The sequence below is a fragment of the Micromonospora sp. DSM 45708 genome (assembly GCF_039566955.1).
In the GTDB taxonomy this organism is placed as follows: domain Bacteria; phylum Actinomycetota; class Actinomycetes; order Mycobacteriales; family Micromonosporaceae; genus Micromonospora.
Window position 1 is genome coordinate 6,744,832 of sequence record NZ_CP154796.1, and the last position, 23,045, is coordinate 6,767,876.

18 protein-coding genes and 1 pseudogene are annotated in these 23,045 nt (G+C 68.7%); 8 read left to right on the forward strand and 11 right to left on the reverse strand.

Going from position 1 to position 23,045, the window contains the following annotated elements; translation table 11 throughout:
- Nucleotides 1-529: 529 nt before the first annotated feature.
- Nucleotides 530-2,056 (reverse strand): FAD-binding oxidoreductase, encoded by a 1,527-nt coding sequence (locus VKK44_RS29660; RefSeq protein WP_343444476.1) that lies wholly within the window; start codon nt 2,054-2,056, stop codon nt 530-532.
- Nucleotides 2,057-2,135: 79 nt separating this feature from the next.
- Here VKK44_RS29660 and VKK44_RS29665 point away from each other — a divergent pair, with 79 nt between their 5' ends.
- Nucleotides 2,136-2,945: a TetR/AcrR family transcriptional regulator gene (locus VKK44_RS29665; protein ID WP_343444477.1), complete on the forward strand. Its 810-nt coding sequence runs from the start codon at nt 2,136-2,138 to the stop codon at nt 2,943-2,945.
- A gap of 174 nt (nt 2,946-3,119) precedes the next feature.
- Here the strand turns inward: VKK44_RS29665 and VKK44_RS29670 are convergent, their stop codons facing one another.
- On the reverse strand, nt 3,120-4,721 hold the full coding sequence (locus tag VKK44_RS29670; RefSeq protein ID WP_343444478.1) for a beta-1,3-glucanase family protein: 1,602 nt from the start codon (nt 4,719-4,721) through the stop codon (nt 3,120-3,122).
- A 300-nt stretch (nt 4,722-5,021) separates the two neighbouring features.
- Between VKK44_RS29670 and VKK44_RS29675 the strand changes: the two genes are divergently transcribed.
- The gene (locus tag VKK44_RS29675) at nt 5,022-5,303 is read left to right on the forward strand and encodes a DUF5956 family protein (protein ID WP_343444479.1); all 282 of its coding nucleotides are present in this window, start codon (nt 5,022-5,024) and stop codon (nt 5,301-5,303) included.
- Between the two features lie 654 nt (nt 5,304-5,957).
- Here VKK44_RS29675 and VKK44_RS29680 read toward each other — a convergent pair.
- Complete coding sequence (locus VKK44_RS29680) at nt 5,958-6,665, reverse strand: carbonic anhydrase (RefSeq protein WP_343444480.1); 708 nt, start codon at nt 6,663-6,665, stop codon at nt 5,958-5,960.
- A 681-nt stretch (nt 6,666-7,346) separates the two neighbouring features.
- On the opposite strand from VKK44_RS29680, the gene VKK44_RS29685 reads away from it, so the two are divergent.
- Both VKK44_RS29685 and VKK44_RS29690 read left to right on the forward strand, forming a co-directional pair.
- Nucleotides 7,347-7,667 (forward strand): hypothetical protein, encoded by a 321-nt coding sequence (locus VKK44_RS29685; RefSeq protein WP_343444481.1) that lies wholly within the window; start codon nt 7,347-7,349, stop codon nt 7,665-7,667.
- Nucleotides 7,664-7,954 carry a hypothetical protein gene (locus tag VKK44_RS29690; protein ID WP_343444482.1) on the forward strand — a complete coding sequence of 97 codons (291 nt, stop codon included), beginning with the start codon at nt 7,664-7,666 and terminating at the stop codon, nt 7,952-7,954. The genes VKK44_RS29685 and VKK44_RS29690 overlap by 4 nt, the downstream gene beginning before the upstream one ends.
- A gap of 78 nt (nt 7,955-8,032) precedes the next feature.
- On the opposite strand, the pseudogene VKK44_RS29695 reads toward VKK44_RS29690, so the two are convergent.
- The 4 genes and pseudogenes from VKK44_RS29695 to VKK44_RS29710 all read right to left on the reverse strand — a co-directional run bounded on the left by VKK44_RS29695 (nt 8,033) and on the right by VKK44_RS29710 (nt 12,996).
- A pseudogene (locus VKK44_RS29695) lies at nt 8,033-8,696 on the reverse strand (IS6 family transposase).
- A 427-nt stretch (nt 8,697-9,123) separates the two neighbouring features.
- Nucleotides 9,124-9,990, reverse strand: coding sequence for a hypothetical protein (locus tag VKK44_RS29700; protein WP_343444483.1), 867 nt, complete (start codon nt 9,988-9,990; stop codon nt 9,124-9,126).
- Nucleotides 9,991-9,994: 4 nt separating this feature from the next.
- Nucleotides 9,995-11,983, reverse strand: coding sequence for a hypothetical protein (locus VKK44_RS29705; protein ID WP_343444484.1), 1,989 nt, complete (start codon nt 11,981-11,983; stop codon nt 9,995-9,997).
- A gap of 188 nt (nt 11,984-12,171) precedes the next feature.
- Nucleotides 12,172-12,996, reverse strand: coding sequence for a hypothetical protein (locus VKK44_RS29710; RefSeq protein WP_343444485.1), 825 nt, complete (start codon nt 12,994-12,996; stop codon nt 12,172-12,174).
- Between VKK44_RS29710 and VKK44_RS29715 the strand changes: the two genes are divergently transcribed.
- Both VKK44_RS29715 and VKK44_RS29720 read left to right on the forward strand, forming a co-directional pair.
- Entirely contained in the window at nt 12,995-13,690 is a 696-nt protein-coding gene (locus VKK44_RS29715; protein WP_343444486.1) for a hypothetical protein, read from the forward strand. The genes VKK44_RS29710 and VKK44_RS29715 overlap by 2 nt on opposite strands.
- 72 nt (nt 13,691-13,762) lie before the next feature.
- The gene (locus VKK44_RS29720) at nt 13,763-14,446 is read left to right on the forward strand and encodes a Crp/Fnr family transcriptional regulator (protein WP_343444487.1); all 684 of its coding nucleotides are present in this window, start codon (nt 13,763-13,765) and stop codon (nt 14,444-14,446) included.
- Nucleotides 14,447-14,725: 279 nt separating this feature from the next.
- On the opposite strand, the gene VKK44_RS31095 is transcribed toward VKK44_RS29720, so the two are convergent.
- Complete coding sequence (locus VKK44_RS31095; protein WP_458351581.1) at nt 14,726-15,160, reverse strand: UDP-N-acetylglucosamine 2-epimerase; 435 nt, start codon at nt 15,158-15,160, stop codon at nt 14,726-14,728.
- 362 nt (nt 15,161-15,522) lie between these two features.
- Between VKK44_RS31095 and VKK44_RS29725 the strand changes: the two genes are divergently transcribed.
- Nucleotides 15,523-17,226 (forward strand): tetratricopeptide repeat protein, encoded by a 1,704-nt coding sequence (locus VKK44_RS29725; RefSeq protein ID WP_343444488.1) that lies wholly within the window; start codon nt 15,523-15,525, stop codon nt 17,224-17,226.
- A gap of 213 nt (nt 17,227-17,439) precedes the next feature.
- Here the strand turns inward: VKK44_RS29725 and VKK44_RS29730 are convergent, their stop codons facing one another.
- On the reverse strand, nt 17,440-17,565 hold the full coding sequence (locus VKK44_RS29730; RefSeq protein ID WP_343444489.1) for a hypothetical protein: 126 nt from the start codon (nt 17,563-17,565) through the stop codon (nt 17,440-17,442).
- A gap of 180 nt (nt 17,566-17,745) precedes the next feature.
- On the opposite strand from VKK44_RS29730, the gene VKK44_RS29735 reads away from it, so the two are divergent.
- A complete protein-coding gene (locus VKK44_RS29735) occupies nt 17,746-19,245 on the forward strand; it encodes a cellulase family glycosylhydrolase (RefSeq protein WP_343444490.1) in 1,500 nt (499 codons plus the stop codon).
- Between the two features lie 70 nt (nt 19,246-19,315).
- Here VKK44_RS29735 and VKK44_RS29740 read toward each other — a convergent pair whose 3' ends face one another.
- Together VKK44_RS29740 and VKK44_RS29745 are read right to left on the reverse strand one after the other, a co-directional pair.
- Complete coding sequence (locus VKK44_RS29740; RefSeq protein ID WP_343444491.1) at nt 19,316-20,296, reverse strand: alpha/beta fold hydrolase; 981 nt, start codon at nt 20,294-20,296, stop codon at nt 19,316-19,318.
- 654 nt (nt 20,297-20,950) lie between these two features.
- On the reverse strand, nt 20,951-22,918 hold the full coding sequence (locus tag VKK44_RS29745; protein WP_343444492.1) for an ABC transporter ATP-binding protein: 1,968 nt from the start codon (nt 22,916-22,918) through the stop codon (nt 20,951-20,953).
- Nucleotides 22,919-23,045: the final 127 nt, after the last annotated feature.

The window sequence follows — 23,045 nt, forward strand, 5'->3', positions numbered from 1 at the left end:
GCACAAAATCATGAGGGGTCTGACTTGCCGTAATGGCAGTCAGGCCCCTCATTGCATCTGTCCCTTGTGGTCGGTTGGGTGCTCGGTGGGTGCTCGTGCGACGAGCGTCCCTCGCGTCCGGTCCCGTCCGGTGGGCGGCAGTGGCGTCCTCGGGAGCCCGCTCGACTACCACCTCGCCATCGGCATTTATCAACCCGCTGTGTCGCCACTCCTTCACGGGGATCTCGTCGACGACCGGTCGGACCTTGCGTTCCACCACGGGCAGCCCGATTGGTCCGTCGGCGAGCAGCCGGTCCGCCTGGCCGTCGTCGGCGGCCCGAGCGCTCGCCGGCCCCGACCCGGGCCCGACGACGGCGTGCGCTGGTGGCGACCTCGGCGCGGGAGCCGGGCGCTACCGGGACGCCGGAGCAGCGGTCCGGCACTCGACCAGTTCGCCGCCGCAGTCGATGCGAGGCAGGCCGGTCAGCGCCGCTGCCGTCGGTGTGCCCGTCGCCTCCTCGGGACCCGCCGACCTCGTGGTCAAGGCTGGTCAGCGGGCGGGTGGTCGTACCGACAGCTCATGGTGGAAGACGTCGCGGGGGTCCCAGCGCGCCTTGACCTGTTGCAGCCGCCGGTAGTTGGGTCCGAAGTAGACATCGGGCCAGGGGCGGGTCGCGGTGGTGAGATCGATGTCGGGGTAGTTGATGTAGGCTCCGCCCGGGGGTACACCGCCGGTGTCCGCGTACATGTCCCGGTAGAACTCGCGGATCCAGGCCAGGTGTCGCGGGTCCGAGGCCGCGTCGGTCCAACCGGCGAGGTAGAACAGCAGCATGGAGGCGTCCCGGTGGACGTCGGCGGTGGCGGTGGCTGGCACGGCGTTGATCGCGCCGCCGTAGGTGTTGAGGCTCAACGAACCGGCGGGCAGGTCACTGTCGCGGGTGAGGTGGCGGTAGACGACCTGCAAGTGCCGCTCGGTCAGGGGCGCGCGATGGAAGGCGGACTTGACCTTCAACCGCCAGTTCTTGCCGTCGTCGCCGTGGCCGCCGAGGGTCGCGGTCAGCCAGGGCAGCGTTTCCAACGATAGGGTAGGGGTGACGCCGACGCCGTCGCCGAGCGCTCCGACGAGTTCGTCGAGCAGGTGTCGGCTGTCGTGCGGGACCTGGCCGGCGAGGGTGTGGTTGCCGGTCCGCGGACGGAGCAGGACCAGTTCGGCGTACAGGTGTCTGCCGCGGGAGTCGGGTGCGCTGTTGCGGACGCACCAGCGGCCGAAGTTGCCGGCGAGGCGGTGAAAGCCCTGTTCGTCCATGCCGGCCCACGGCCAGGTGACGGTGAAGTCGAGCACCCGCGCGGGTGGGGTGGGCAGCGAGCGGAACCAGTAGCGCGTGACGACGCCGAAGGTCCCTCCGCCGCCGCCGGTGTGCGCCCACCACAGATCGCGGTTCGGGTCTGTCGGCTCCCGGGTGGCGACCACCGCACGGGCGGTACCGTGGCGGTCGACCACGACCACCTCCACCGCGGAGAGGTGGTCCACGACGAGTCCGTGCAGGCGGGAGAGGCGACCGTAGCCGCCACCCGCGATATGACCGCCGACGCCGACGCCCGGGCACGACCCACCGGGAAGGGTCACCCCCCACCCGAGGAAGAGCCTGCGGTACGCCTCGCCGAGCGTGGTGCCCGCCTCGACCGCGAAACCGAACCGTCGAGGGTCGTGGTAGACCTCGGTCAGACCGGACAGGTCGATCACCATCCGGACCGCCGGGTCGTCCACGAAGCCCTCGAAGCAGTGCCCGCCGCCGCGTACCGCCACTCGCCGGCCGGTGCGGACGGCGTCCTGCACGGCCGCCACGACCTGCTCGGTCGAGCCGACCACGCGCACCTCGTCCGGTGTGCCCACGAACCGTCGGTTGCCGCGACGGACGAGATCCGCGTACCGGGGGTCGTCCGGACGTACCCGGACCGGGCCGAACGGGGACGCACCGGCTGCCGTTGCCGCGGCGGCGGCGGGGGACGGATAGAGGACGGCGGCGGAGGCGACCGCGCCGGCACGAAGCACATCTCTGCGACTGGGCGAATCCATGCCCCGATGGTGTCGCCGTCGGGCGGACCGCGTGCAGTAGTTTCGTCACACGAAGTGCCGTGACGAAACTGGAGGCGGCGTGCTCGGTGTCCGGTGTGTCGAGTGCGAGGCGGAGCTGCCCGCCGGCGTCGGCCGAGGGCGTCCGCGCCGCTACTGCTCCCGGCGTTGCCAGGCCCGCGCGTACCGCAGGCGCCGCGAGCACGGCCCCGCCACCACCCTGCGTCGCGTCCCCGCTCTGCCCGCGCCCACCGGCGGTGATCCGCGCGACCGGCTGGTCGCCCTCGCGGTCGAGTTGGCGGACGCCGGGGGTGTGGACGCCGTCTCCATGCGGGTCCTCGCCCGACGCGCCGCCATGCCCGACCACGCCGTGTACCGGCATGTCCGCAACCGGGTGGCCCTCCTCGCCGCGATGGCCGAGCAGGTCATCGCCGCCCGCCCGCCCGGCGCCGCACCATTACCGCGCGATCCGCGTCAACGGCTCGAACGGCTGGCCGGGGACGAGTGGGCGATGTACCGGCGCCATCCCTGGCTGCTGTCCGTCCTCGCCACCGACCGGCCGCCGACCGGGCCGGCGGTCCTCGCCATGGTCGACCGGGTCGTGGCGGCGTTCACCACCGCCGGGTACGACCCCGCCGCGGGGTTCCGCGCCTACCTGGCGCTCAGCGGCTTCGCCCAGGGCATGGCCCTCCTCATCCCGCGCGATCCGGCCGACCACGCCTGGTGGTCGGCGACCCGCAACCGGCTGGAGCGGACCGGCCGGACCCGGGAACGGCCCTGGCTGGCCGCGGCCAGCCAGACCCGACCCGACACCGACCTCGACACCTGGTTCCGGTTCGGCCTGCGCGGGCTGCTCGACGGCCTTTTGGCGGGTGCCCGTTCCACTCACTGATCGCGGGCGGTCGCCTACCGTGCGAAGAGGAGTGGTCCGGGCCGGCACGGTGCCGGCAGCGGTGGACGCGGGGCGATCCGCTACCAGCCGCTCGCCATCACGGACGATGGTGGCCGGGCCCCCGTTGCGGGGCGACCGACCGGACGCCCCGCAACGAGCCGAACAAGCGATCGGTCAGCCGCGGCGCCACTTCTGGTTGGCGCCGCCGTTGCAGGTCCAGAGTTGCAGGACGGCATCGTTGTTCGGGTTCCAGTCCTTGATGTCGACGCACTTGTTGGCCTGCGGGTTGACGAGGTCGCCGGCTCCGCCGAGAACGAATTGTTGGGCCGGGTTGCCAGAGCAGTTGGCGATCTGGATGGCGGCGCCGTCGGAGGTGGAGCCCCAGGCGACATCCATGCACTTGTTGTTCTGGGTGCGCAGGGTGCCGTTGACGAACTCCCAGCGCTGGTTGACGCCGTTCGTGCAGTCCCAGACGATGAGGCGTTGGCCGTCGTTGAAGTTTCCGCCGGGCACATCGATGCACTTGTTGTGCCAGTTGCTGACGATGGCCGAACCAGCAGCCGGGGGCGGCGTGGTGGGCGGCGGGCTGCCGCCGGTGAAGGGCGAGAGGATGATCGCGGCCGAGCGGGGGTCGCCGTGGTGCACCAGGGACTCGAAGCCGCCGACGTCGTCGTAGGCGAAGCCGTACGCCTTGCCGTCGGCCATGTTGGCGTGGATGATCCGCGAGTAGTGGTTGGCCGCGCTGTTGCGGTAGAACTGGTTCGCGTCCAGTACCGGCTCCTGCGACGAGGTGCCCAGGGTGCCTCGGTTCAGCGCCGTGCACAGCGTCCGTTTGATCTCCGGCTCGATGAACGGTGGGGTGTTCGGGGCGTTGAACACCCCGTCGCAGCCCCAGACGTTGGCCGTGCTGGGCTTGGCGACCGTGGCGACCTGGGCGCCTGCCGAGTCGGTGAAGACCATGGTGTTGCCGTTGGTCCGGCCGAAGAAGCGCCGGTTCGGCTCGTTGACGCGGGGCACGACGGTGAGGGTCCGGCTCGTGTAGGCGTTCCACGCTGAGTTGATGTACCCGTCCAGGTAATTGGGGTTCATCAGGCCGGCGTCCATCGCTTTGCCGGGCGCGAGGACCCGCAGGACGGTGCCGTCGGAGCGGGTGTACACGGAACGGGCGAAGTCCGGGTTGTTCCGGATCTGGTTGATCACGTTCTCCCGGCCGTTGGCGACCGGATCGCCGGTGCGGATCGTCCGTCCGTCGGCGCCGGTGACGCTCACCGCGTGCGGGACGGCGAACATGTCCACCTGGGAACTGTTGAGCCACAGGCCCGAGTCGTTGTAGGTGAATTCGGACCAGTCGAACAGGATGTCCCGGTTGGGATCCCCGCCGGCCCAGGGTGCGGGTTGGACGAGGCCGTCGGGGCTGAGGCGGAAGTCCAGCTTCCGACCGAAGGAGAAGTACATCCGGGCCGAGATGAACCGCGGGAATCGTACGGTGACGCTGCCGCCGTTGCTGGGGCCGGGGATGGCGACGTCGGGTGCGGGGGTCGGTGGCAGGCCACCGGCGGGCCAGGCGGAGAACTGTCCGGCCGCGTTGACGTAGCCGAGCCGGCCGCCAGGACGGATGTCCTGTCCGAGGATGTAGAGGAACACCGCCTCGCCGCGACCCGAGTTGTTGACGACGGTGACCGGCAGGAGATCGGGCCCGACTGCGTGCGCCGGACGCGGTATGACGGAGATGGTGGTGGCGGCAGTCACGAACAACGCGGCGAGAACGCCGAGCATGACTCTGAGTTGTCGAAGTGTCGCTGATGTGTGTCGCACGGGCAACTCCTTCACGAGGGCTGAAACACGACGGGCGGGCAGGATGGCCGCGGTCGCGTCAACGGGGCAGTCGATCCGCCCGGCGCTTCGAGAGAGCGCTCTCACACACTGACGGAGTTCGATGTCGAAGTCAACGGGCTCGCTGCTCGTCACCCACGGCCCGGCCCTGCTGGGCCACCGCGCCACGGGCGTGGTGGACCTGGGCCCTCCGCCAGGCCGGGCCGCGCCCGGTGCGCCGAGACGCGGGACAATCAGGTCGAGGTGACCGTCTGCGACAGCATCGCCGAGAGCACGATCTTCGTCCCGCGCACGGCGGATGATCAGGAGAACACCGATGAGTCCGTGAATTCGTACCTACGTGATCTGGGACTGCCGCAGCGGCTGAGCGGCTACCGCTGGTTCCAACGCCCACCCGGCGACCTCACCGTCAAAGACATCGACGAAGCGGTCTACGCGGCGATCAGAGACCTGCCCCGCGATCATCACCCCGCCGAGGCGGTGCCGGCCATCCGCGCGGCCCTCGCCCAGTCGTACGGGCGGTGACTTGGCGACGGGGCGACGGCTGACCCGCTGCTGTGGGCGGCGGTCCCGGATGGCTCGTCGCCCCGTCACCACGTCCCGAGCGGGCTCAGCAGGAACCCCCACCTGCCGCGTTGGGCCTATCGGAACGATTGTGGGAACGGTGGGCATATGAGGAAGCCCCTGGCCCAGGGGGTACCCCGTCGCTCCGTCGGGACTCTCACGATCCCCGCTGGTCCTGGCGCCGACACTCAGACTGGTCACTCGTTCGAGTGAACGGCCGGCTTTTCCGTCACTCGCTGCGAGCTATCGGCCGATCTCGACCAACCGCAGCAGCCCCCCGTCCGCGGTCACACCCCAGATCGCCTCCGCCGCACTGGACGCCTCGTAGAGCCGGTCGAGAGTCGCTGTTTTCACCGTCGCTGGCCCCACCCGACACCCAAAGACCTGGTCATCACCAACCAGCGCGGACCACCGCCGAAATAGCACACCGACAACGCAGCACCATCGGAGCAGCAGATTCCAAATCCTGGGAGGCTCCGTCCAGTCCACGAAGGCGATCAAGGCCGCGACCGGCATCTCCGCTAGCCACGGCCTTGATCGTGAAGTACGCCCGAACGGACTCGAACCGCTGGCCTTCTGATCCGTGGACCGAGTGACCGGGCGACCGGGCCGGCGTCAGTCGACCAGCGTGACCGTGCCGGTGTCGAGGTCGTACCGAGCCCCGACCACCTTGAGGGTGCCGGCGTCCACCCGCTCGGCGATCAGGTGGCTGCGCTGCACCAGCCCCGCGACCTGCGCCCGGACGTTGGCCTGGACGCTGTTCTCCACCACGTCGCCCGGCTGGTCGAGCAGCGGCTCCACCACCGGGCGGAGGCTCTCCACGATCGTGCCGATGTGGCCGGGAGCGGTACCGCCGGTCCGGATGGCGTTGATCGTGGCGCTTACCGCCCCGCACCGCTCGTGCCCGAGTACGACGATCAGCGGGCTGTGGAACTCCTCCACGGCGAACTCGACGCTGCCCAGCAGCAGGTCGTCAACGATGTTGCCAGCGACCCGGTTGTCGAACAGGTCGCCCAGACCCTGGTCGAACAGCACCTCCGGGGCCACCCGGGAGTCGGCGCAGCCCACGATGATGGCGAACGGGTGCTGGCCGGCGGCCAGCCGCTGCAGGGCCGCCATGCTCTGGTGGGGGTGACGGCTGCTTCCAGTGACGAAGCGGTGGTTGCCGTTGCGCAGCCGACGCAACGCCTCTGTCGGGGTGACGGCGGGCGGCTCGGTGGTGCCGGCCAGGGCGGGACGGGCGGCCGTGAGCGTGCCGAGGGCGAGGGCGGCGGCACCACCGGTGGCCAGCAGCGATCGACGGGAAACGGGGTTACGCGACATGGCGATCTCCAGAGAGGTCCTGATGATCACCTGAGAGGCTGATGATGATCACCTGAGAGGGTTGGCACTCGCCTGCTTTCTACCACTCGGAGATCAAGTCGCGGCACCCCCGTCGTCAACTGTTCAGTCAATCGATACGTGCTGATTGTCTGGTCGGTCGATGCATTGACTGTCCAGTCAGCCGATGCGGGCGGATGAGCCCCGGACCAGGACCCGAGACGCGGGCACTGCGGTGCTCCGTGGGTGCTCGGATGTCGGGGTACTGGCACGGACCCATTGGAACTGGGATGGATCTAGACGCCATCCACGACATCGGTAAGTGTCGCTTGAATCCCATACTTGCGGAGACCCGGTCGGACTGGGTCGGACGCGGTTTGACCGGGCTGGACAACTTGCCGATCGGACTACGGATCAGAAGGTTAGGGGTTCGAGTCCCTTCGGGCGCACAAGATCAGGAGGGGTCTGACCTGCCGGAACGGCGGTCAGGCCCTCCTTGTATCTGTCCTCTGTGGTTGGGTGCTCGGTGGGCGCTCGTGCGACGAGCGTCCCTCGCGTCCGGTCCCGTCGGGTGGGCGGCAGTGGCGTCCTCGGGAGCCCGCTCGACTACCACCTCGCCATCGACATTTATCAACCCCGTCGATAGGGTCTCCGGTAGGAAAGTTCGCCGTACGGGAGGTGGGCATGCCCCGACGAAAGCGCGCGATTGCCACCGCGTTGGCCATCGGAGCGACAACGATCGCCCTGGGCGCCACGCCGGCCCACGCCGACCCGGTGGTGCCACGGCACGCCATCGTGATCTGCCAGAGCGCCAGCTTTTACGCCAACTACGACTCCGCCGGCGGTCCGACCGGCCTGAAGCGCACCCTGTTCTACGGCAACAAGATCGGCCATACGCCGGGGGCGCACCCGGTCTACAACGGGTGGGCGGCTTCCTTCGACTTCGGCCCCAACGACTGGGGCTACCTGCGCGCCGAGTGCATCGGTGGGTACGACTCGTGGTGAGCCGGCGTAGCACCCGGGTGACCGCCGGCCTGCTGGTCGCGGTCGTCGCCGCGACACTCGCCATGCCGACCCCGGCGCAGGCCGCCAACGGCACGATCGGGGAGCGGGAAACGGTGTGCGCGAGTGACCTGTTCGTCCGCACTCAGCCCGTCGGCGCCTGGATGGGCACCCTCTATCAGGGTCAGACGTTCCTGGTCGAGGGTCCCCGCAGCGGCGGCTACGTCTACGGGTTTGCCTACGGCCACATCAACCGGCGCGGCTGGGTGCAGGACGGCTGGTTCTGCTGAGCGGGCCTGCTGGCGGGGCAGAGGGCGCTGTGGCGTTGCCGGATCGGTGGACGGGTTGAATCCGTGTCGGGTCAGCGGTCAGATCGCTCGGGCGAGTTCGGTGAACGCGGCGGCGATGCGTCCTGCCGGCGGGACGTCGACAGCGAGCTCGTAGCGGCCGTGGCGGAGGTTCTGCAGAAGGCGTGTCCGGCGATGATGATCTGTGCTGTCTTGTCTGTCCGTAGGCCGCGCATCGGTCTCAACCGGTGTTTCAGCCGACCGTGATCGGCCTCGATCGGATTGTTCGCGTACCGCTCGACGTGGTGCCATGCCTGCGGGATCAGCTCGTCGAGCACCCTGGGGTAGACCGGCGCGGCGTCAGTGACGACCTCAGTGGGCGTCACCTTCACCGTCGACAGCGCCCGTCGAAAGAACCGCCGAGCCGCATCAGCGTCCCGTCGAGGAGAGACGAGCACGTCAATGACCTGCCCGTACTGGTCGACCGCCCGGTACACGTACCGCCACACCCCGTTGACCTTCACGTACGTCTCGTCAACGAACCACGGTCACCTGGCGAGTGGCGGGCAAACCGGGCGGCGTCGGCCAACAGCGGCGTGAACCGCTGCACCCACCGGTAGACCGTGACGTGATCGATCTCGACCCCGCGTTCGACCAGCAGCTCCTCAACGTCCCGATAGGACAGGTTGTACCGCAGGTACCAGCGGACCGCGACGACGATCACGCCGACTTCGGCGGCTGCCAGGAGCGAGAACGAGTCGACGCTTTCACAGCTAAAGTCTGCCTCGATCTTGCCGACGCCCAACGCAACAGAGCCCGGCGAACAATTGAGGACCCGTGCCGATAGTTTTGGTAGTGGAAACAGTTCTACCGGAACGGGATGGGGTTCGGGTTAGCTACGGTCTAGGTCAGGGCGCGATCGCTGGTCTGGTCGCGAGGAATTTGGCAAGAACGGACGGTTGCCTCTGGCGCCGCCGCCGCTACACGCCTGCACGAGGCTGTGGGCGGGCACACGTGGCAAACTCCGCCAAGGCGCGGTTCTCCGCAGCGCTTGAGCTTTGGCATCTAGGCATCTGCCGATATATGTCGGCTCCACCCGAGAGCAGGCCCTGGCACACATTTATGCGCCGTGGTCAGCGGTGGTTCGGGTTGGATGCGAGGGCGCGTAAAAGTTACCCCTGGGACGAGCCGTTCGAGCCTGGGGCCGGCATTGTTGTGGGCTTCGGTCCGTGGGTGTTCAGTCGCTCGGCCAGAATGTCAAATGATGTGGCCTGCTCGTAGGCGTCGCCGTTGCGTAACCGTTCACCGAGGAGGTCCTCCAGCCGCTGCGCGGTGGCGTTCTGTTCGGCGATGAGGTCTCGAACGACAGCAGCGAGACTTTCGTTGGTCATTTTGGCCGCGCCGCTGGCGACGGGGTTGTCGACGAGTTTATCGAGGATCGCGAGCCAATGACGGCTCATCCGATCCACGTATTGTGCGCGTTTCGCGTCCACGTCGTACTCGCAGTCGAGCTTGATCAACTGCTCCCAATACGGTTTGACGGCCTTCTTCACGGCCTCATCGAGTTCTACCCAAACGTACGGCTGGCAGGTCACCCGCACTCCGTTGCGCTCGTACCGCCACGACCCGCTGTCGGCGATGGCCCGCTGCAGCTCTACTTCAAGTTCTCTCGCGCGATGCGCGACGACGTTGCGGGCTCGGGCGGCGGCGAGACATGTCAGGGCTCGAACGGCATAGGGCATGAAGTACTGGGCAGAGCCGCTGAGGAACTCCCTCGGTATCCCTTCGGATGACCAGACGAATGTGGCGTGGACGCGAAACGTGAAGACGTAACCGCGCGCCGGAACGATGATCGGCGCCGGCGCGTCCCGGCGTTCGGTCACCCGGCCTGGCGGCGGTGGTGGCGGGGGTGGCGGTGGCATGGGGACAGGCTCGGGTCCGCGCAGCGCCGCCACGAGACGGTGCCATAGCGTCAGTAGCCAGGATCGGAACCGGCGCCAGGCTGCGGGCGAACCGGCCGTGTTGGTGGTGTCGGTCATGTCGTCACTTCCTCATCGCGGCGTCGAGCCATTCCGGTAGCCCGTCCTCGAACTGCGAATGCCGGGCGAGGTGGAACCTCATCCGGCGACCAATGCTTGGTAAAGCGGTGAGGTCGGTGACCAACGCCGCGGTCGCCTTACGCAGGGCTTCGTCGGAGTCAGCCTTGGTCAGCCATTGCTCGAAGGTGCTCCATGCCCTCCGCGACACATCGGCTGTCAACAGCGCCACCTGCCAGAGGCGTACGAGATCGTGGCTGTCGACCTCCTGCGCTGCGGCTCTGACCATGAGTTCGGGAACGCCGCTCGGGGAGGTGTCGGCCGGTATCGCGGCCAAACTGAGCAAGGCGCCGGCGGCATGCAGTTGTAGCTGTCGGTCGTCCGACCACCTCGCGAGTTCGAAGATGATCTGATCCGCCCTGTGCGGGGCGTAGAGCTGGTACACGCCCTCGGCGACCGTGTACGTGTGCTGCTGCATCGGATCTTGGGCGATGCGGCGTAGGTCGGCGAGGCTCCAGCTGAGATCCGGTTGTTGCAGCCCACTGGCGTACACGCGGGCGGCTGCGTCTCGCTGTAGATTTCGATGTCCACCAGCCCACTCCCGAACCTGCCGACGGACGAGATGACCCACCTGGCCACCCATGTCCGCGGCGACCATCGCCCAGGCCGCCGCCTGCCGGAGCCGGCGTTTGGGGGAAGCCGCCCAGTCGTCAATGAGGTCAGCGCAGACCCTTGCGAAATCATGGTGCGCGAGCAGGCCAGCCGCCTCAGCGGCCGCTCGCTGCATCGGCTCGTCGTCCTCCGAGACCAGCCTGTCCAGCCACTTGAGTAGGGCTGGCCGAGTGCTGTCAAACTCATGCCACGCCTCATCGATGATGACGCCGCGCATGCCGCCGTCGTGCAGCCAGGCTGAGCGTGACGATCCGCCCCGTAACCGGGTCGCTTCTCGGCCCTCCTGCCAGTCCACCTGGAGCGGTCCGAGCAACTCCGACACCGGGTGTTGTAATGCCAGCCGGCCCCAGTCCAACCGCTTGGCCTGCCCGTCGACCTCCTCGAGCAGAATGCCGGCCGCCTCGAAGGCGTAATGCAGGGGCTGCCAGGCGAAGACGGCGTAAGCAATCCGGAAGGCCCTTTCGTGCTGGTCAGCCCGCCGGGGCCGTCGGCTAGCGCCGCCGGCTTCCGAGCGCAGGATTTCCGCGGCACGAGCCCTGCGCCGCGGTTGCGAGCTACGGAGGATCTCGGCCAGTGTGGCGCCGTCGGCCGGATGCCTCTGCCCGACAGCCGCAGCGATTGGCACCACCTCACGGGGCCCATAGGAGCTGTGCAGGGCATCGACGAGGTCGCTGTGGTGGAGATATCCGCGGATGAGTTCGGCGCTTTTCTCGTCGCTGAGCCCCAGCCGGCTGCGTAGGTGATGGCCAAGATGAGCACGGAAGACGGCCAGCGGTGCGGGGCGCCTGTGCTGCACCTCGGCGCTATGCCGAACACCCGTACGTGAGTCGTCATGCCTGATCAGCAACAGGCTCGCGGACCGTCGTCGAAAGAGGTCTGCCAGCAGGCGCATCACCTGACTGTGGCTGTTGCCGGGCAGGCGGAGCACGTATCCGTGATCCTCCTTGATGCTGTCGCCCGCTCGGCGGAGTAGTTCCGGCGCAACATCTCCCGGCAGCAAAATCTCATGTACTCGATCCGGTTTGTGGCGGCGAGCCAGCGCCACGCAGGCGGTACTGAACCGCCCGGTGTGCGGTCTACCTGCCAGGCACGCCGTGGATCGCTGGCCGAGCTTCTCCCCGAGTTCCTCGTCCGCGGTCGTCGCCGCGTACACCGCGAGCAGATCGGGTACTCCCACCAGATCTCTGATGATGGGTTTTGCCGACGGTTGGCCCGTGTTAGTCACGATGTGAATCGTGTTGTTGTTGCCGACGGCGTTCACACCGCGGGCGTTGATCCCCGAGTAGGCGGCTGAGAACTGGGTGCCGTACAGCTCCTCACCCACTCGTGGGTCCATCCGTAAGGAACCCGGGACAATCTCCTCCTGCGAGTCGGCTGTCGAGTCTGAAGCAGTCTCCCCTTCACGACGAACCGGCTCATCTATCCGCAGCTCCGGCAGGGCTGCGTCGCCGGACGCCGCTTCTCCGGAGGATGTACTGGGCGGCTGCGGGTCTCCGTCAGGGGTGGTGTCGCTCATTGAGGCGAACCCCACGAGTCGAGGTCTTCAAGGCGGCCCGAGACGGAGATCGAATTGCCGTTGCCGATCGCGCCAACTCCCCGCGACCGGATGTCCTGGAAGACCTGCCCACCACCGGCCGGCTGAGGGCGAGACCGGCCGTCCCGGCGTTCGAGGCTCTCACCGCCGCTCCCGTCGTCTGGTTGGTCAGAGGCGGAAACGGGAGCGCCAGGAGGCTCGTTGGTGGTGGGAATACTCTCGCCCGGAATGTAGATCCAGGCGGTGGCCTCGAAGTGCTTCTCAGGTAGTCGTGCCGTCACCTGCTGGAAGTGCTCGGGCCGAAGATCCTGGTACTGGCGAACGATGTCGTGGTAGAGCCGGTCCGACACAATCAGCGCGACCGCAGCCCCCGGGAACTGCCGTAACGCGGCCTTGAGCTGGGGCGAGTCCACCAGTCGGCAGACTGTCACGACGGCGTCGCCGGGGTAGCCGTTCGCCCCGTCGAGATGAACCGGCCCTTCGTGAACACCGACGCGCAAACGGATACGTGCCTCATGCCTGAGCCCACGGTTGTGTTCGCGCAGCAACCGATCGAGGACCGGCGTAAGCCGTGTCACAACCGCCCGCTCGCTGGCACCCGGCGGGAGGATGGCTAGCTCACCATCGCCTCCCTGTTGGATCAACCAGTTGGCGCGGTCGAAGCCCAACTCGTCGCACGCCGTCGTCATGACCTCCCGAAAGGCCAGCTGCGCTCGATGCTGTAGGACGTTGTCTCGGCCGCTATAGGACTCCATGTCCACAGCGACCAACACACGTCGGTCTGGATCCGTGACGTAAGCCATGCCTTCCATCCCTCACTGGCGCGACGAATCGTTCGAGACCCATCTCTACAGGCCGGCGGCGCTGGAAATCCCATACAAATACAGGAACAAGGTCCACTGTCGAGTTAGCGACAAGCGATACTTCGATCCCATGGCTCTCGCCAATCTGGCCTCTACTCGGATCATGGGAAGAAGCCCTAGAGCAAGCAACGGCGAGGACACGTGGCGGGATCTTCACGTCGGCCTAGCCACGGCGGCGTCACTGCAAGCCTCAATCAGACATGCGGACGCGAAAGCCCTGGCGCTACTGACGGCCGAAGGAGGCATGGCAGCAACGGTCGTGGATCAAGCCCTGCCAGTCTCGCCGGATGGCAACACAAGCGTTGCCGCCCTTACCGTGCTCCTCGCGGCCACCATGGTGATAGCCATGACGGCGGCCACCTGTCAGCTCGCGCTGTCGCTCCGGCCCCGTCTGCCCAGCGCGGGTGGTACAAACCGGTTCGGTTTCCCGGATCTCGTCGCGGCAGGCCAGCGACCATCGATTGCCACAGCCACCCGACACAGGAACGAAGCCTGGGACTTCGTAGTGGTGCTCGCCCGGATCGCGATGGCGAAGCACCTACGCATCCGACGGTCTATGCCCTGGTTTCTCACCTCGCTTGGCTCCGCCGTCAGCTTGGTGATCCTCAAAGCCTTCGCGGATGCGATCACGTGACGGGCTACTGCGCGGAGTAGCGACATCGACGCCGAACGTGAAGGATGATCTCTGGAGCCTGAGGAGGTGCACATGGAGGAAGTGCTCTGGCCACCCACGACGTTCCTCGGACGCCTCCAACCGTCGACACGAGAGCAACTCTTGGCAGTGGGAGTCAGGCGCTCGGTGCACGAGGCGCAGGTGCTTCTCCGTGAGGGCGCCTTGGAAACCCACGTGGTCCTACTCCATGACGCGCTCGTCAAAGTCACGGCAGCACTGTCCGACGGCCGGCACGCCTTGCTGGCGATCCGCGTGTCCGGCGACATAGTTGGAGAGATCTCCGCCCTGAACGGCACACCGAGGACGGCGACGATCACTGCCTGTCGCCCATCGACCATCCGCATCATCCACCGTAACGCATTCAGAGCCTTCCTCCGCGACTACCCTGAAGCCGCCCTAGAAGTGGCCGGGATCGTCGCCGACCGTCTTCGGTGGGCCAACCGGCGACGGATCGACTTCACCTCCTACCCTGTGCGAGTTCGATTGGCCCGAGTCCTTTGGGAACTCGCAGCCGCCTACGGACGACGTAGTCCCCGCGGATTGGTCATCGACATCCGGCTAACACAGGACGAGCTGGCTACCCTCTGCGGTGCCGCCGAAATCAGCCTGCAGAAGGCGCTCGGGGGACTTCGGGCGGACGGCGTTGTCGCCACGGGCTACCGCGAGATCGTCGTACGAGACGGCGAGGCGCTGCGTCTAATCGCCGGCCTTGACTAGCTCTCGAGCTGCGTCGCCGACAGACAGACGATGTTTCAGATCCACGGACCCACTCCACCCGGCGAGGTGGTTGGAGTCACAAGAACCCGGGGCGGTTCGGTGGGCAGGTGTTGGGCGGCGACCTGCGCTGCGGGTTGTGGGGCGTGGCCCATGTCGATTGCGGGTGCCGACCGTGTGCTACTCAGCATTGTCATGATGGCGTAGCTGGCTCGTCGGGCCGCTTGGCCGTCTCCGAACGGTGATAGGTCTACCGAGGGACGTGGCGCGCGAAGATAGTGCTCAGCTGCGGCGGCGATAGTGTCGGGGTCGGTGCCGACGAGGTGGCTGGGCTCCGGGTTGCAGGGCTTCGGGTCGTTCGGTGCATTGGCGGGTCACGAGGAGTGGGACGCCGAGGCTGGTGGCTTCGCCCTGCAGGCCGCCGGAGTCGGTGACGATCAGGGCGGCGGTGCGCAGCAATCCGATCATCGTGGGGTAAGCCAGGGGTGCACTGATCGTGATGTTCGAAGCCCCCCAAGTCCCTCGCGGGTCTGCGCGGGTGAGGTCCGGGTTGGGGTGAGCGATCATCACGATGTGTGTGTCGGGCCGTCGATGAGCTATGCGGCGCAAGCCTTCGAGGGTTCCGGCGATGCCGGTACCCCAGTTCTCGCGGCGGTGGGCGGTGGCGACGATGGTCGGTCGCGTGGGTGTTGGGCTGGCTGCTCGGTGGCTGCTCAAGCGATGGCGAACTGACGCGGACGTATCGGCACGTGGCCGTCGGAGCCTCGCGCGGGTGCTGCTCGCTCAGCCCATGGCGTGCTCGCTGCCGACCACCTGTTCGACCTCCTGGGCGGAAGCCGAAGGCGTCTGTCCGACGCGAATCGCGAAGACTCTTCTTATTTCCATCGACCGGGATTACGCTCTGGGCCCAGCCCTGAGGTGGATCACATCGGAGGTTCTTATGAGGAAGATGACCATCCGTCGCACGACTGCGCTCCGCCTGGTGTCCGGCGCACGCCGGCTGTGGATCGAGTGGTGCTGGTAACTGCCGGCACGGCGGGCGCTCCCGGGCGCCCGCCCCTGCGGCGATCGGCCCGGCAGTGACCGTCGGGTCGGAGCGCTACGACTGCCACCGCGACCACGGGCCGTACGCCGGGGTCTCGGCGTTCCTCGGCCGGGTCGCCGCCGAGCGGCCCCGCCTGGCAGCCCGGCACGCGGTCGAACTGCGCGCGATCGTCCCCCAGCTCGATCCGGCGGCCCGGCCGGCCGCCGAGGAGGAGCCGATCCGCTTCCACCCCGCCCGCCGGACCGCCTGCCTGGCCTACGGCGCGGCGGAGCTGGTGGAGGCGTGGGCCGGCTCGCTCCGGCGGCCGGTGACCGTCCGGTTCGATCACGTCGCCTGTGCCGACGAGACGACCGCCGAGCTGCTGGACGCGCTGGCCCGCCGGCTCGGGCCGACCCCGGTGCGTCTCGACCTGCGCGACGGCGGGGCCCCCGCCCCGACGCCCGACGCCCGCACCCCGCAGGCGTTGCGGCGGGCCCTGGGCGACAGCCTGGCCGGTGGCTACTACCACCACGCGACCCGGGTCGCCCGGCGCGGGCGGGCGGCGGTCACCCCCGACAGCGACCTGCGGCACTGGTGGGCGTTCACCACCGGCCTGGCCACCGCGCTGGCAGCCCTGGACCGGGCCGCCGAGGCGCTCGACCTCTACGACGAGACACGGGCCGTCACCGACGACCCGAAGATCACTATGTCGGCGGCGTACGCCACCGCCATGCTGCACGCCCGGCACCTGCCGGCGGCCGACCAGGACCCGGCGCAGGCCCGGCACTGGCTGGAGCGGGCGCTGAGCCTCGCCGCCGGGCTGGCCGACCCACGCCAGCGGCTGCTGTCGACGGTCTTCTACGAGCAGGGCCTGGCACTGCTGGACAGCCGGGCCGGCCGGCCCGACCACGCGCTGCGGCTGGTCGACGACGGGCTGGCCCGGCTGACGACCGCGCTCGGCCCCGGCGAGCGCCCGCAGGACCTGGCCCGGCTGCGCCACAACCGGGCGCAGGTTCACCTCGCGCTGGGCGACCCCGCGCGGGCGCTGGCCGACCTGGACACCGTGATCGCCCAAGACCCCGACAACTGCGAGTACTACGTGGACCGCGCCGCCCTTTACCGGGCGGCGGGCCGAGCCCGAGCCGCGATCAGGGATTACGACGCCGCCATCCGGCTGGGACCGCACCTGCCCGAGGCGTACTACAACCGGGCCATGCTCCAGCAGGAGCGGGGCCGCCCCGAGCGGGCGCGCGCCGACCTGGAGCGCGTGCTCGCCATCGACCCGGGGCACCTTGACGCCCGGATCGCCCTGGTCAACCTGCACGTGGAGCGTGGCGCGTTCGACGCCGCCGAGGCCGGCGCGCGGGCCGGGCTGGCCGGTGCTCCGCAGGAGCCCGCGCTGCTGTGCACCCTGGGCCTGGTCCGCGCCGAGCGCGGCCGGCTCGCCGAGGCCGACGAACTGTTCACCCGGGCCCTGAGCGGGGATCCCGAGCTGGTGGAGGCGTGGACGAACCGGGCCGCGGCCCGGTTCGAGGGCGGCGACGCAGCCGCCGCGCTCGCCGACCTGGACCGGGCGGTGGCGCTGTCGGCGGCCCCCGTGCCGCGCTACAACCGGGGCACGGCCCTGGCCCGGCTGGGCCGGTGGGACGAGGCGGCCCGCGACTTCGCCCAGGCGCTCGCCCAGCCCGGCCTGGACCGGGCCCTGCGCCGGGACCTGCGCACGGAACTGGCCCGCTGCCGCCGGGCGCTGGCCGGCTGACCCGGCGCGCATCGCGCGCCGGAGATCCTCCCCGGGTAGGACGTGACGTCGGGGGCGACGGCACTCCCGATGCGACCTACCCGAGCGATGACACCACGTGTGCCACGGTGTTGCCGGAAGCCGAGATCCTGGGTGACCGCAGGCTGGTCGTGGAGCGCCCCTCGGAACTGCCCGCGCACCTGCTGGCGGTCCTCGTCGGTGTCGCTGACGCGATCACCCCGGTAGGTATGCGAGCAGCCCGACCTCGGCGGCGAGCGCACCCGGCTGACCGAGCGCGCAAAAGTCGGCCTCGACGGTGATCGTGCTGCCGGCGACCTTGCTCCATCCATGCATATGCATCTATTCTTTGGCGGCCCATCATCGACTGCCAGCGTCGGCAATCGAATATCGTCGAATCGCTTCGACAACCCAGCGTGACGGTTGATTCGAAGACGGGAGATAGTCGTGAAATACACATTCAGAAAGGTTCAGTTCGCCCTGGTCTCCGGCGTACTGGCGCTGGCCGGATCCGCAGCCGTCATGACGAGTTCCGCGTCGGCGGACAGCCTGGCCCAGCTGAACGCCACCCAACTCGTCGCCGACATGGGGGCGGGCTGGAATCTGGGGAACACCCTGGAGGCCAACGCCAACGGGATCCCCAGCGAGACGGCATGGGGCAACCCCGTCGTGACGCAGGCCTTCATCGACCGGGTGAAGGCGGCGGGGTTCAAGACGATCCGCATCCCGGTCTCCTACCTGGGCAACATCGGCGCCGCCCCGAACTACACGATCAACTCCGCCTGGCTGAACCGGATCCAGGAAATCGTCGACTACGCGTACGGTCGCGGCCTGTACGTGCTGATCAACATGCACGGCGACGGCTACAAGAGCATCACCGGCTCGTGGTTGATCTGCGACTCGTCGAACCAGACGACGATCAGGGACAAGTACCAGAAGGTCTGGCAGCAGATCGCGACCAGGTTCCAGAGCTACAGCGAGCGCCTCATCCTCGAATCCATGAACGAGGAGTTCGACGGCCAGTACGGCAACCCCACCCAGCCGTGTTACTCGAACATCAACGCCTACAACCAGATCTTCGTGGACACGGTCCGGCGGACCGGCGGGAACAACGCCTCGCGCTGGCTGCTCATCCCCGGCTGGAACACCAACATCGACTACACCGTCGGCAACTACGGCTTCGCGCTGCCGACGGACCAGTACCGGTCGTCGTCCGTGCCCGCCAACGAGCAGCGGCTCATGATCTCCGTGCACTACTACGACCCCTGGGACTTCGCCGGCGAGGAGAACGGCACCATCACGCAGTGGGGGCCGGCCGCCACCAATCCGGCACGGAAGTCGACCTGGGGGCAGCAGGACTTCATGGACACGCAGCTGAAGAAGGTGCGGGACACGTTCGTCGCGCGTGGATACCCGGTGTTCGTCGGTGAATACGGTTCCGTCGACAAGACGTCGGCCGACTCGACGAACAACAGGTACCGCGCGGACTACGCGCGCACCCTGGTGTCCACCGCCAAGAAGTACGGGGCGGCCACCGCCTACTGGGACAACGGCTACAACGGGGCGTACGGGTTCGGGCTGTTCAACCGCAGCAGCGCCACGGTCACCCAGCAGGGCATCATCGACGCCATCATGAGCGCCGTCGGCAGTGGCACCCCGCCGCCGACCACCACCCCGCCCCCGACCACCCCGCCCCCGACGACCCCGCCGCCGTCGAACGGGCGGTCCTGCTCGGCGTCGTACACGGTCACCGGTTCGTGGCAGGGCGGCTTCCAGGCCGAGGTACGGGTGACCGCCGGTGGCGCGGCGATCAGTGGTTGGACGGTGACCTGGACGTTCGCCAACGGCCAGCAGGTGACGCAGTCGTGGAGCGCGACGCTGACCACCAGCGGCTCGACGGTGACCGCCCGCAACGTCGGTTACAACGGTTCGATCAGTGCCGGCGGCAGCACGACCTTCGGCTTCCTGGGCTCGTCGGGCGGCACCAACGCCGTACCGTCGTTGTCCTGCGCGGCGAGCTGAACGGGCCGGGTGGGCGACGGCGCGATGTCCGTCGCCCACCCGCCCGGCGTCTCAGCTCGGCTCGGCCCGCTCAGCCGAAGAACGCCCGCAGGTGCTGGACGAGTACCTGGGGCTGCTCGTCCACGAAGTAGTGCCCGGTGTTGTCGATCTGCACCAGCTGCACGTTGGTCGCCTGCTGGGTGAGCGTCGCGGCGAAACTCGGGTAGAAGATGTCGTGGGCGATGCCCAGGACCGGGACGGTCACCGGCGCGTACGTCTCGTTGTCGATGATGTCCTGACCCAGCGCCTTGTACCAGCCGTTGCCGCCCCGGATGGCGTCCGGGGTCGAATAGGCCAGGGCGTAGACGGCCCGGTCGAAGTCGTTGATCGCGGCCTTGTTGACCAGGAGGTTGTCGAACATCCAGTCGACGAGGAAGCGGGACCGGCCGGTGATGAGCTGCTCCGGCAGTTGTGACACCTGGTTGAAGGCGAACCACCAGGGGTGGAACGGGGCACCCGGCGCCGGCAGCATGCGGAACTCGTAGTAGCTGCTGTTCGGGTGATCCACGTCCAGCATGGCGATCTTGTTGATGACCGAGGGGTGGTTCGCCGCCATGCTGTAGGCGACCATCGACCCCATGTCGTGACCCACGACGTTCACCTTGGCGTAGCCCAGCGCCCCGGCCAGCGCCGCGATGTCCGCCGCCATGGTCTTCTTGTCGTACCCGGACGCGGGCTTGCTGGAGTTGCCGGCGCCGCGCAGGTCGACGGCGATCACGCGGTACCGGGTGGCCAGCGCGGGCATCACCTTGTGGTACTCCCACCACGTCTGCGGCCAGCCGTGCAGCAGGATCAGGGGTTCCCCGCGCCCGCCGGCGACGTAGTGCAGCCGGATCCCGTTGACGTCCGCGTACCTGCTCGTGAACCCCCCGGGAAGGGAGGCTGCGAGGTCGGCGGCGGACGGAGCGGCGATCCGCGCACCGTCGGTGGACGGTGCGGCCTGTGCCGCGGTGCCGGTCGCCGCCGCGGCGACCGCGCCGGCCCCGAGCGCGATCAGCTTCCTTCTGTTCATGGAAGACACGCATGCTCCAGTTCTCTAGACGGTGACAAGGATCTTTACCGACTTCGGTAAATGCCGGGTTGTGCCAAGGCCACTCATGCCCGATGGTCGATGGGAAATGACCGATGAGACCTAATTTCCTGCGCCTGCGTCCGATGGTCGGGACTGCCATCAACGGGAATGCCGTCAACGGGACAGACGACGATCTTAACCACATCCGTGGACGTGCTTCGAGTTGATCTCGTGATTCACCGAGTTGATGTTGTTCGGCCGCGTTCGTGGTCGCCCGTCGGTCCGCTGTCTGTCCACCGTGCTCGGTCCCCGATCGTCGGACGTGCGCGGATGTGGATGTTCGCGGGGCCGTTGCGGCGTGGGGCGGGATGCACGGGTGACGAAGACGGCCCGCCGGTCAGCGCACCAGGCATCGGCGCGGGACAGTGTGTGCGTGGTCACCACCTGGGTCGGCGTTTGTGGGCGAGGGCGGGGCGGAGCCGCCTTTGCGCAGCGTGAAGCGCATCTGATGGGCGCGGACTGCGGATCAGAAGGCCAGGGGTTCGAGTTCCTTCGGACGTACCGCAGAAACGGGTCGTTTCGGGAGGTGGGCAGGCCCATTTTCCGTGCGGTGCAGCAGCGGGTCGGACCCATTCCGTGACGTCGACCCAACCGTCAGGCGGAGGAGGGCTGGCGGGGAAGCGTCGTGGCGGGCGTGGTGGTGTGGTAACCGGCGGCCTGGAGGGTGAACAGGTCGGCGTAGCGTCCGTGGGCGGCCATGAGGTCGTGGTGGGTGCCGGCCTCGACGAGGCGCCCGTGGTGCAGGACGTAGATGCGGTCGGCGTGGCGGACGTTGGCCAGCCGATGGGTGATCAGGATGGTGATGGCACGTCCCTGCCGGTCGCGGATGGCCTGGAACAACGCGTCCTCGGCGCGGGGGTCGAGGGCGGAGGACGGTTCGTCCATGATGAGCACGTCGGCGTCGCGCAGGAACCCGCGGGCGGCGGTGATGCGCTGCCACTGCCCGCCGGAGAGGTCCTGCCCGCCGGCGAACGTGCGGTCGAGCAGTGTCTCGTAGCCGTGGGGCAGTTCGGTGATCATGTCGTGGGCGACGGCCCGGGCGGCGGCAGCGGTGATGCGGTCCCGGTCGGCTGCGGTGGTGACGTCGCCGATGGCGATGTTCGTGGCGGCGGTGAACGGCCACTTGTGGTACTCCTGCGTGACGACCGCGATCCGGGCCCGTAGCGCGTCGGTGTCCCAGTCGTCGTGGGGCCGGTCGTCGTAGCGGATCGTGCCGGCGGTGGGCGTACGCAGGGTGGCGATCATGGTGGCGAGGGTGGACTTGCCGGAGCCGTTCTCCCCGACGAACGCCACCGTCTCGCCCGGCCCGATGGACAGGGTCACCCCGTCGACGGCGGCGGTGTCGCGGTCGGGGTAGCGCAGGCTGACGTTCTCGACGGTGATGGCATGCAGTCGTCGCGGCGCGGCGGGGGGCGCGTCCCGGTCCCGGGGTGCGGGGAGGTAGTCGGCGGCACGCGTCATGAAGCCGCTGTAGTCGCGGAAGTGCTGCCCCTCGGTGTAGACGCGGTCGACCTGGAAGGTGACTACGGCCAGCGATCGTTGCGCGGCCTGCACGGCGATGACGCAGGTGGCCGCCGCGGCGAGCGGGATCTGCCCGTCGACGAGCAGCAGCCCGAGCAGGACGTAGACCGCCATGGTGGCGATCCCGCCGATCAACGCCCCGACGGTGGTGGTCGTGGTGACCCGGCGGGCGAGCCCGAGCTGGATGTGGGTCTCCACACCCATCACCCGGTCGTACTGGTCGAGCAGGAACTGTCGCAGGCCGTAGGAGCGCAGCTCGGGGGCGGAGTCGCGTTCGGCCATCAGCCGGTGCAGCAGCCACAACCGCCGCCGTCGGACCGAGCCCGCGGCGTACGTCTGGTAGCGGAGGTGCCCGGCGCGCAGCGACGCCCACCCGTTCGGCACGGTCGCGACCAGCAGCGCGACCAGCAGCAGCGGGTGGACCAGCACCACGGCGACCGCGACGGCCACCACGCCGGCGAGCCCGGCGAGCAGGTTCATCGCGGCCTGTACCAACCCGGTGGTCGAGTCCGCGCCGCGGGAGGCCCGCTCCATGTCGTCGGCGAACGCGTCGGCGTCGAAGGCTTCCAGCCGTACCGCCGTGGACACCTCGAACAGGCCCCGTTCCACCTCCCGATCCACCTTCGGCGCCAGCCCGTTCTGCGCGTACCCCATCGCGGTGGCCATTCCCCCGCGCAGTGCGGTCACCGCCGCGAGCGCGACCAGCGCGGGCAGCGCGGCGCGGACCTTGTCCCCGGTGGGGCCGCCGGCGAACAACTCCACGAGCACCCGCTGCGCGGCGAGGAGCCCGAACGCCGCCATCACGCCCGCGCCCACGGTCGTGGCCGCCACGATCGACGTCCGCAGCCGATCGGCGCGCCAGCTCACCACGAGGGCGGCCCCGATCAGGCGGGGCAGCTCGGTGAAGACGGCGAACAGGCCGGCCTGGGCCCGGGCGCGGACGCCGGTCTCCCACCACATCTCCCGCAGCTCCGGCAACACCGAGTCGACCTCCGACGCGGGGGTGGGCGACGCGGGATCGGAACGGTCGGTTTCGGGCATGACGGATCCTCCCTACGACGGGCTGGCGGGTCGGTGACGTGGATGTGCGGTGGCGGGGATCAGGTCTGGCCGGAGCGCATGCAGGCACCGTAGGACTCCGACCGGCCGACACGCCCGCGACGCCGCC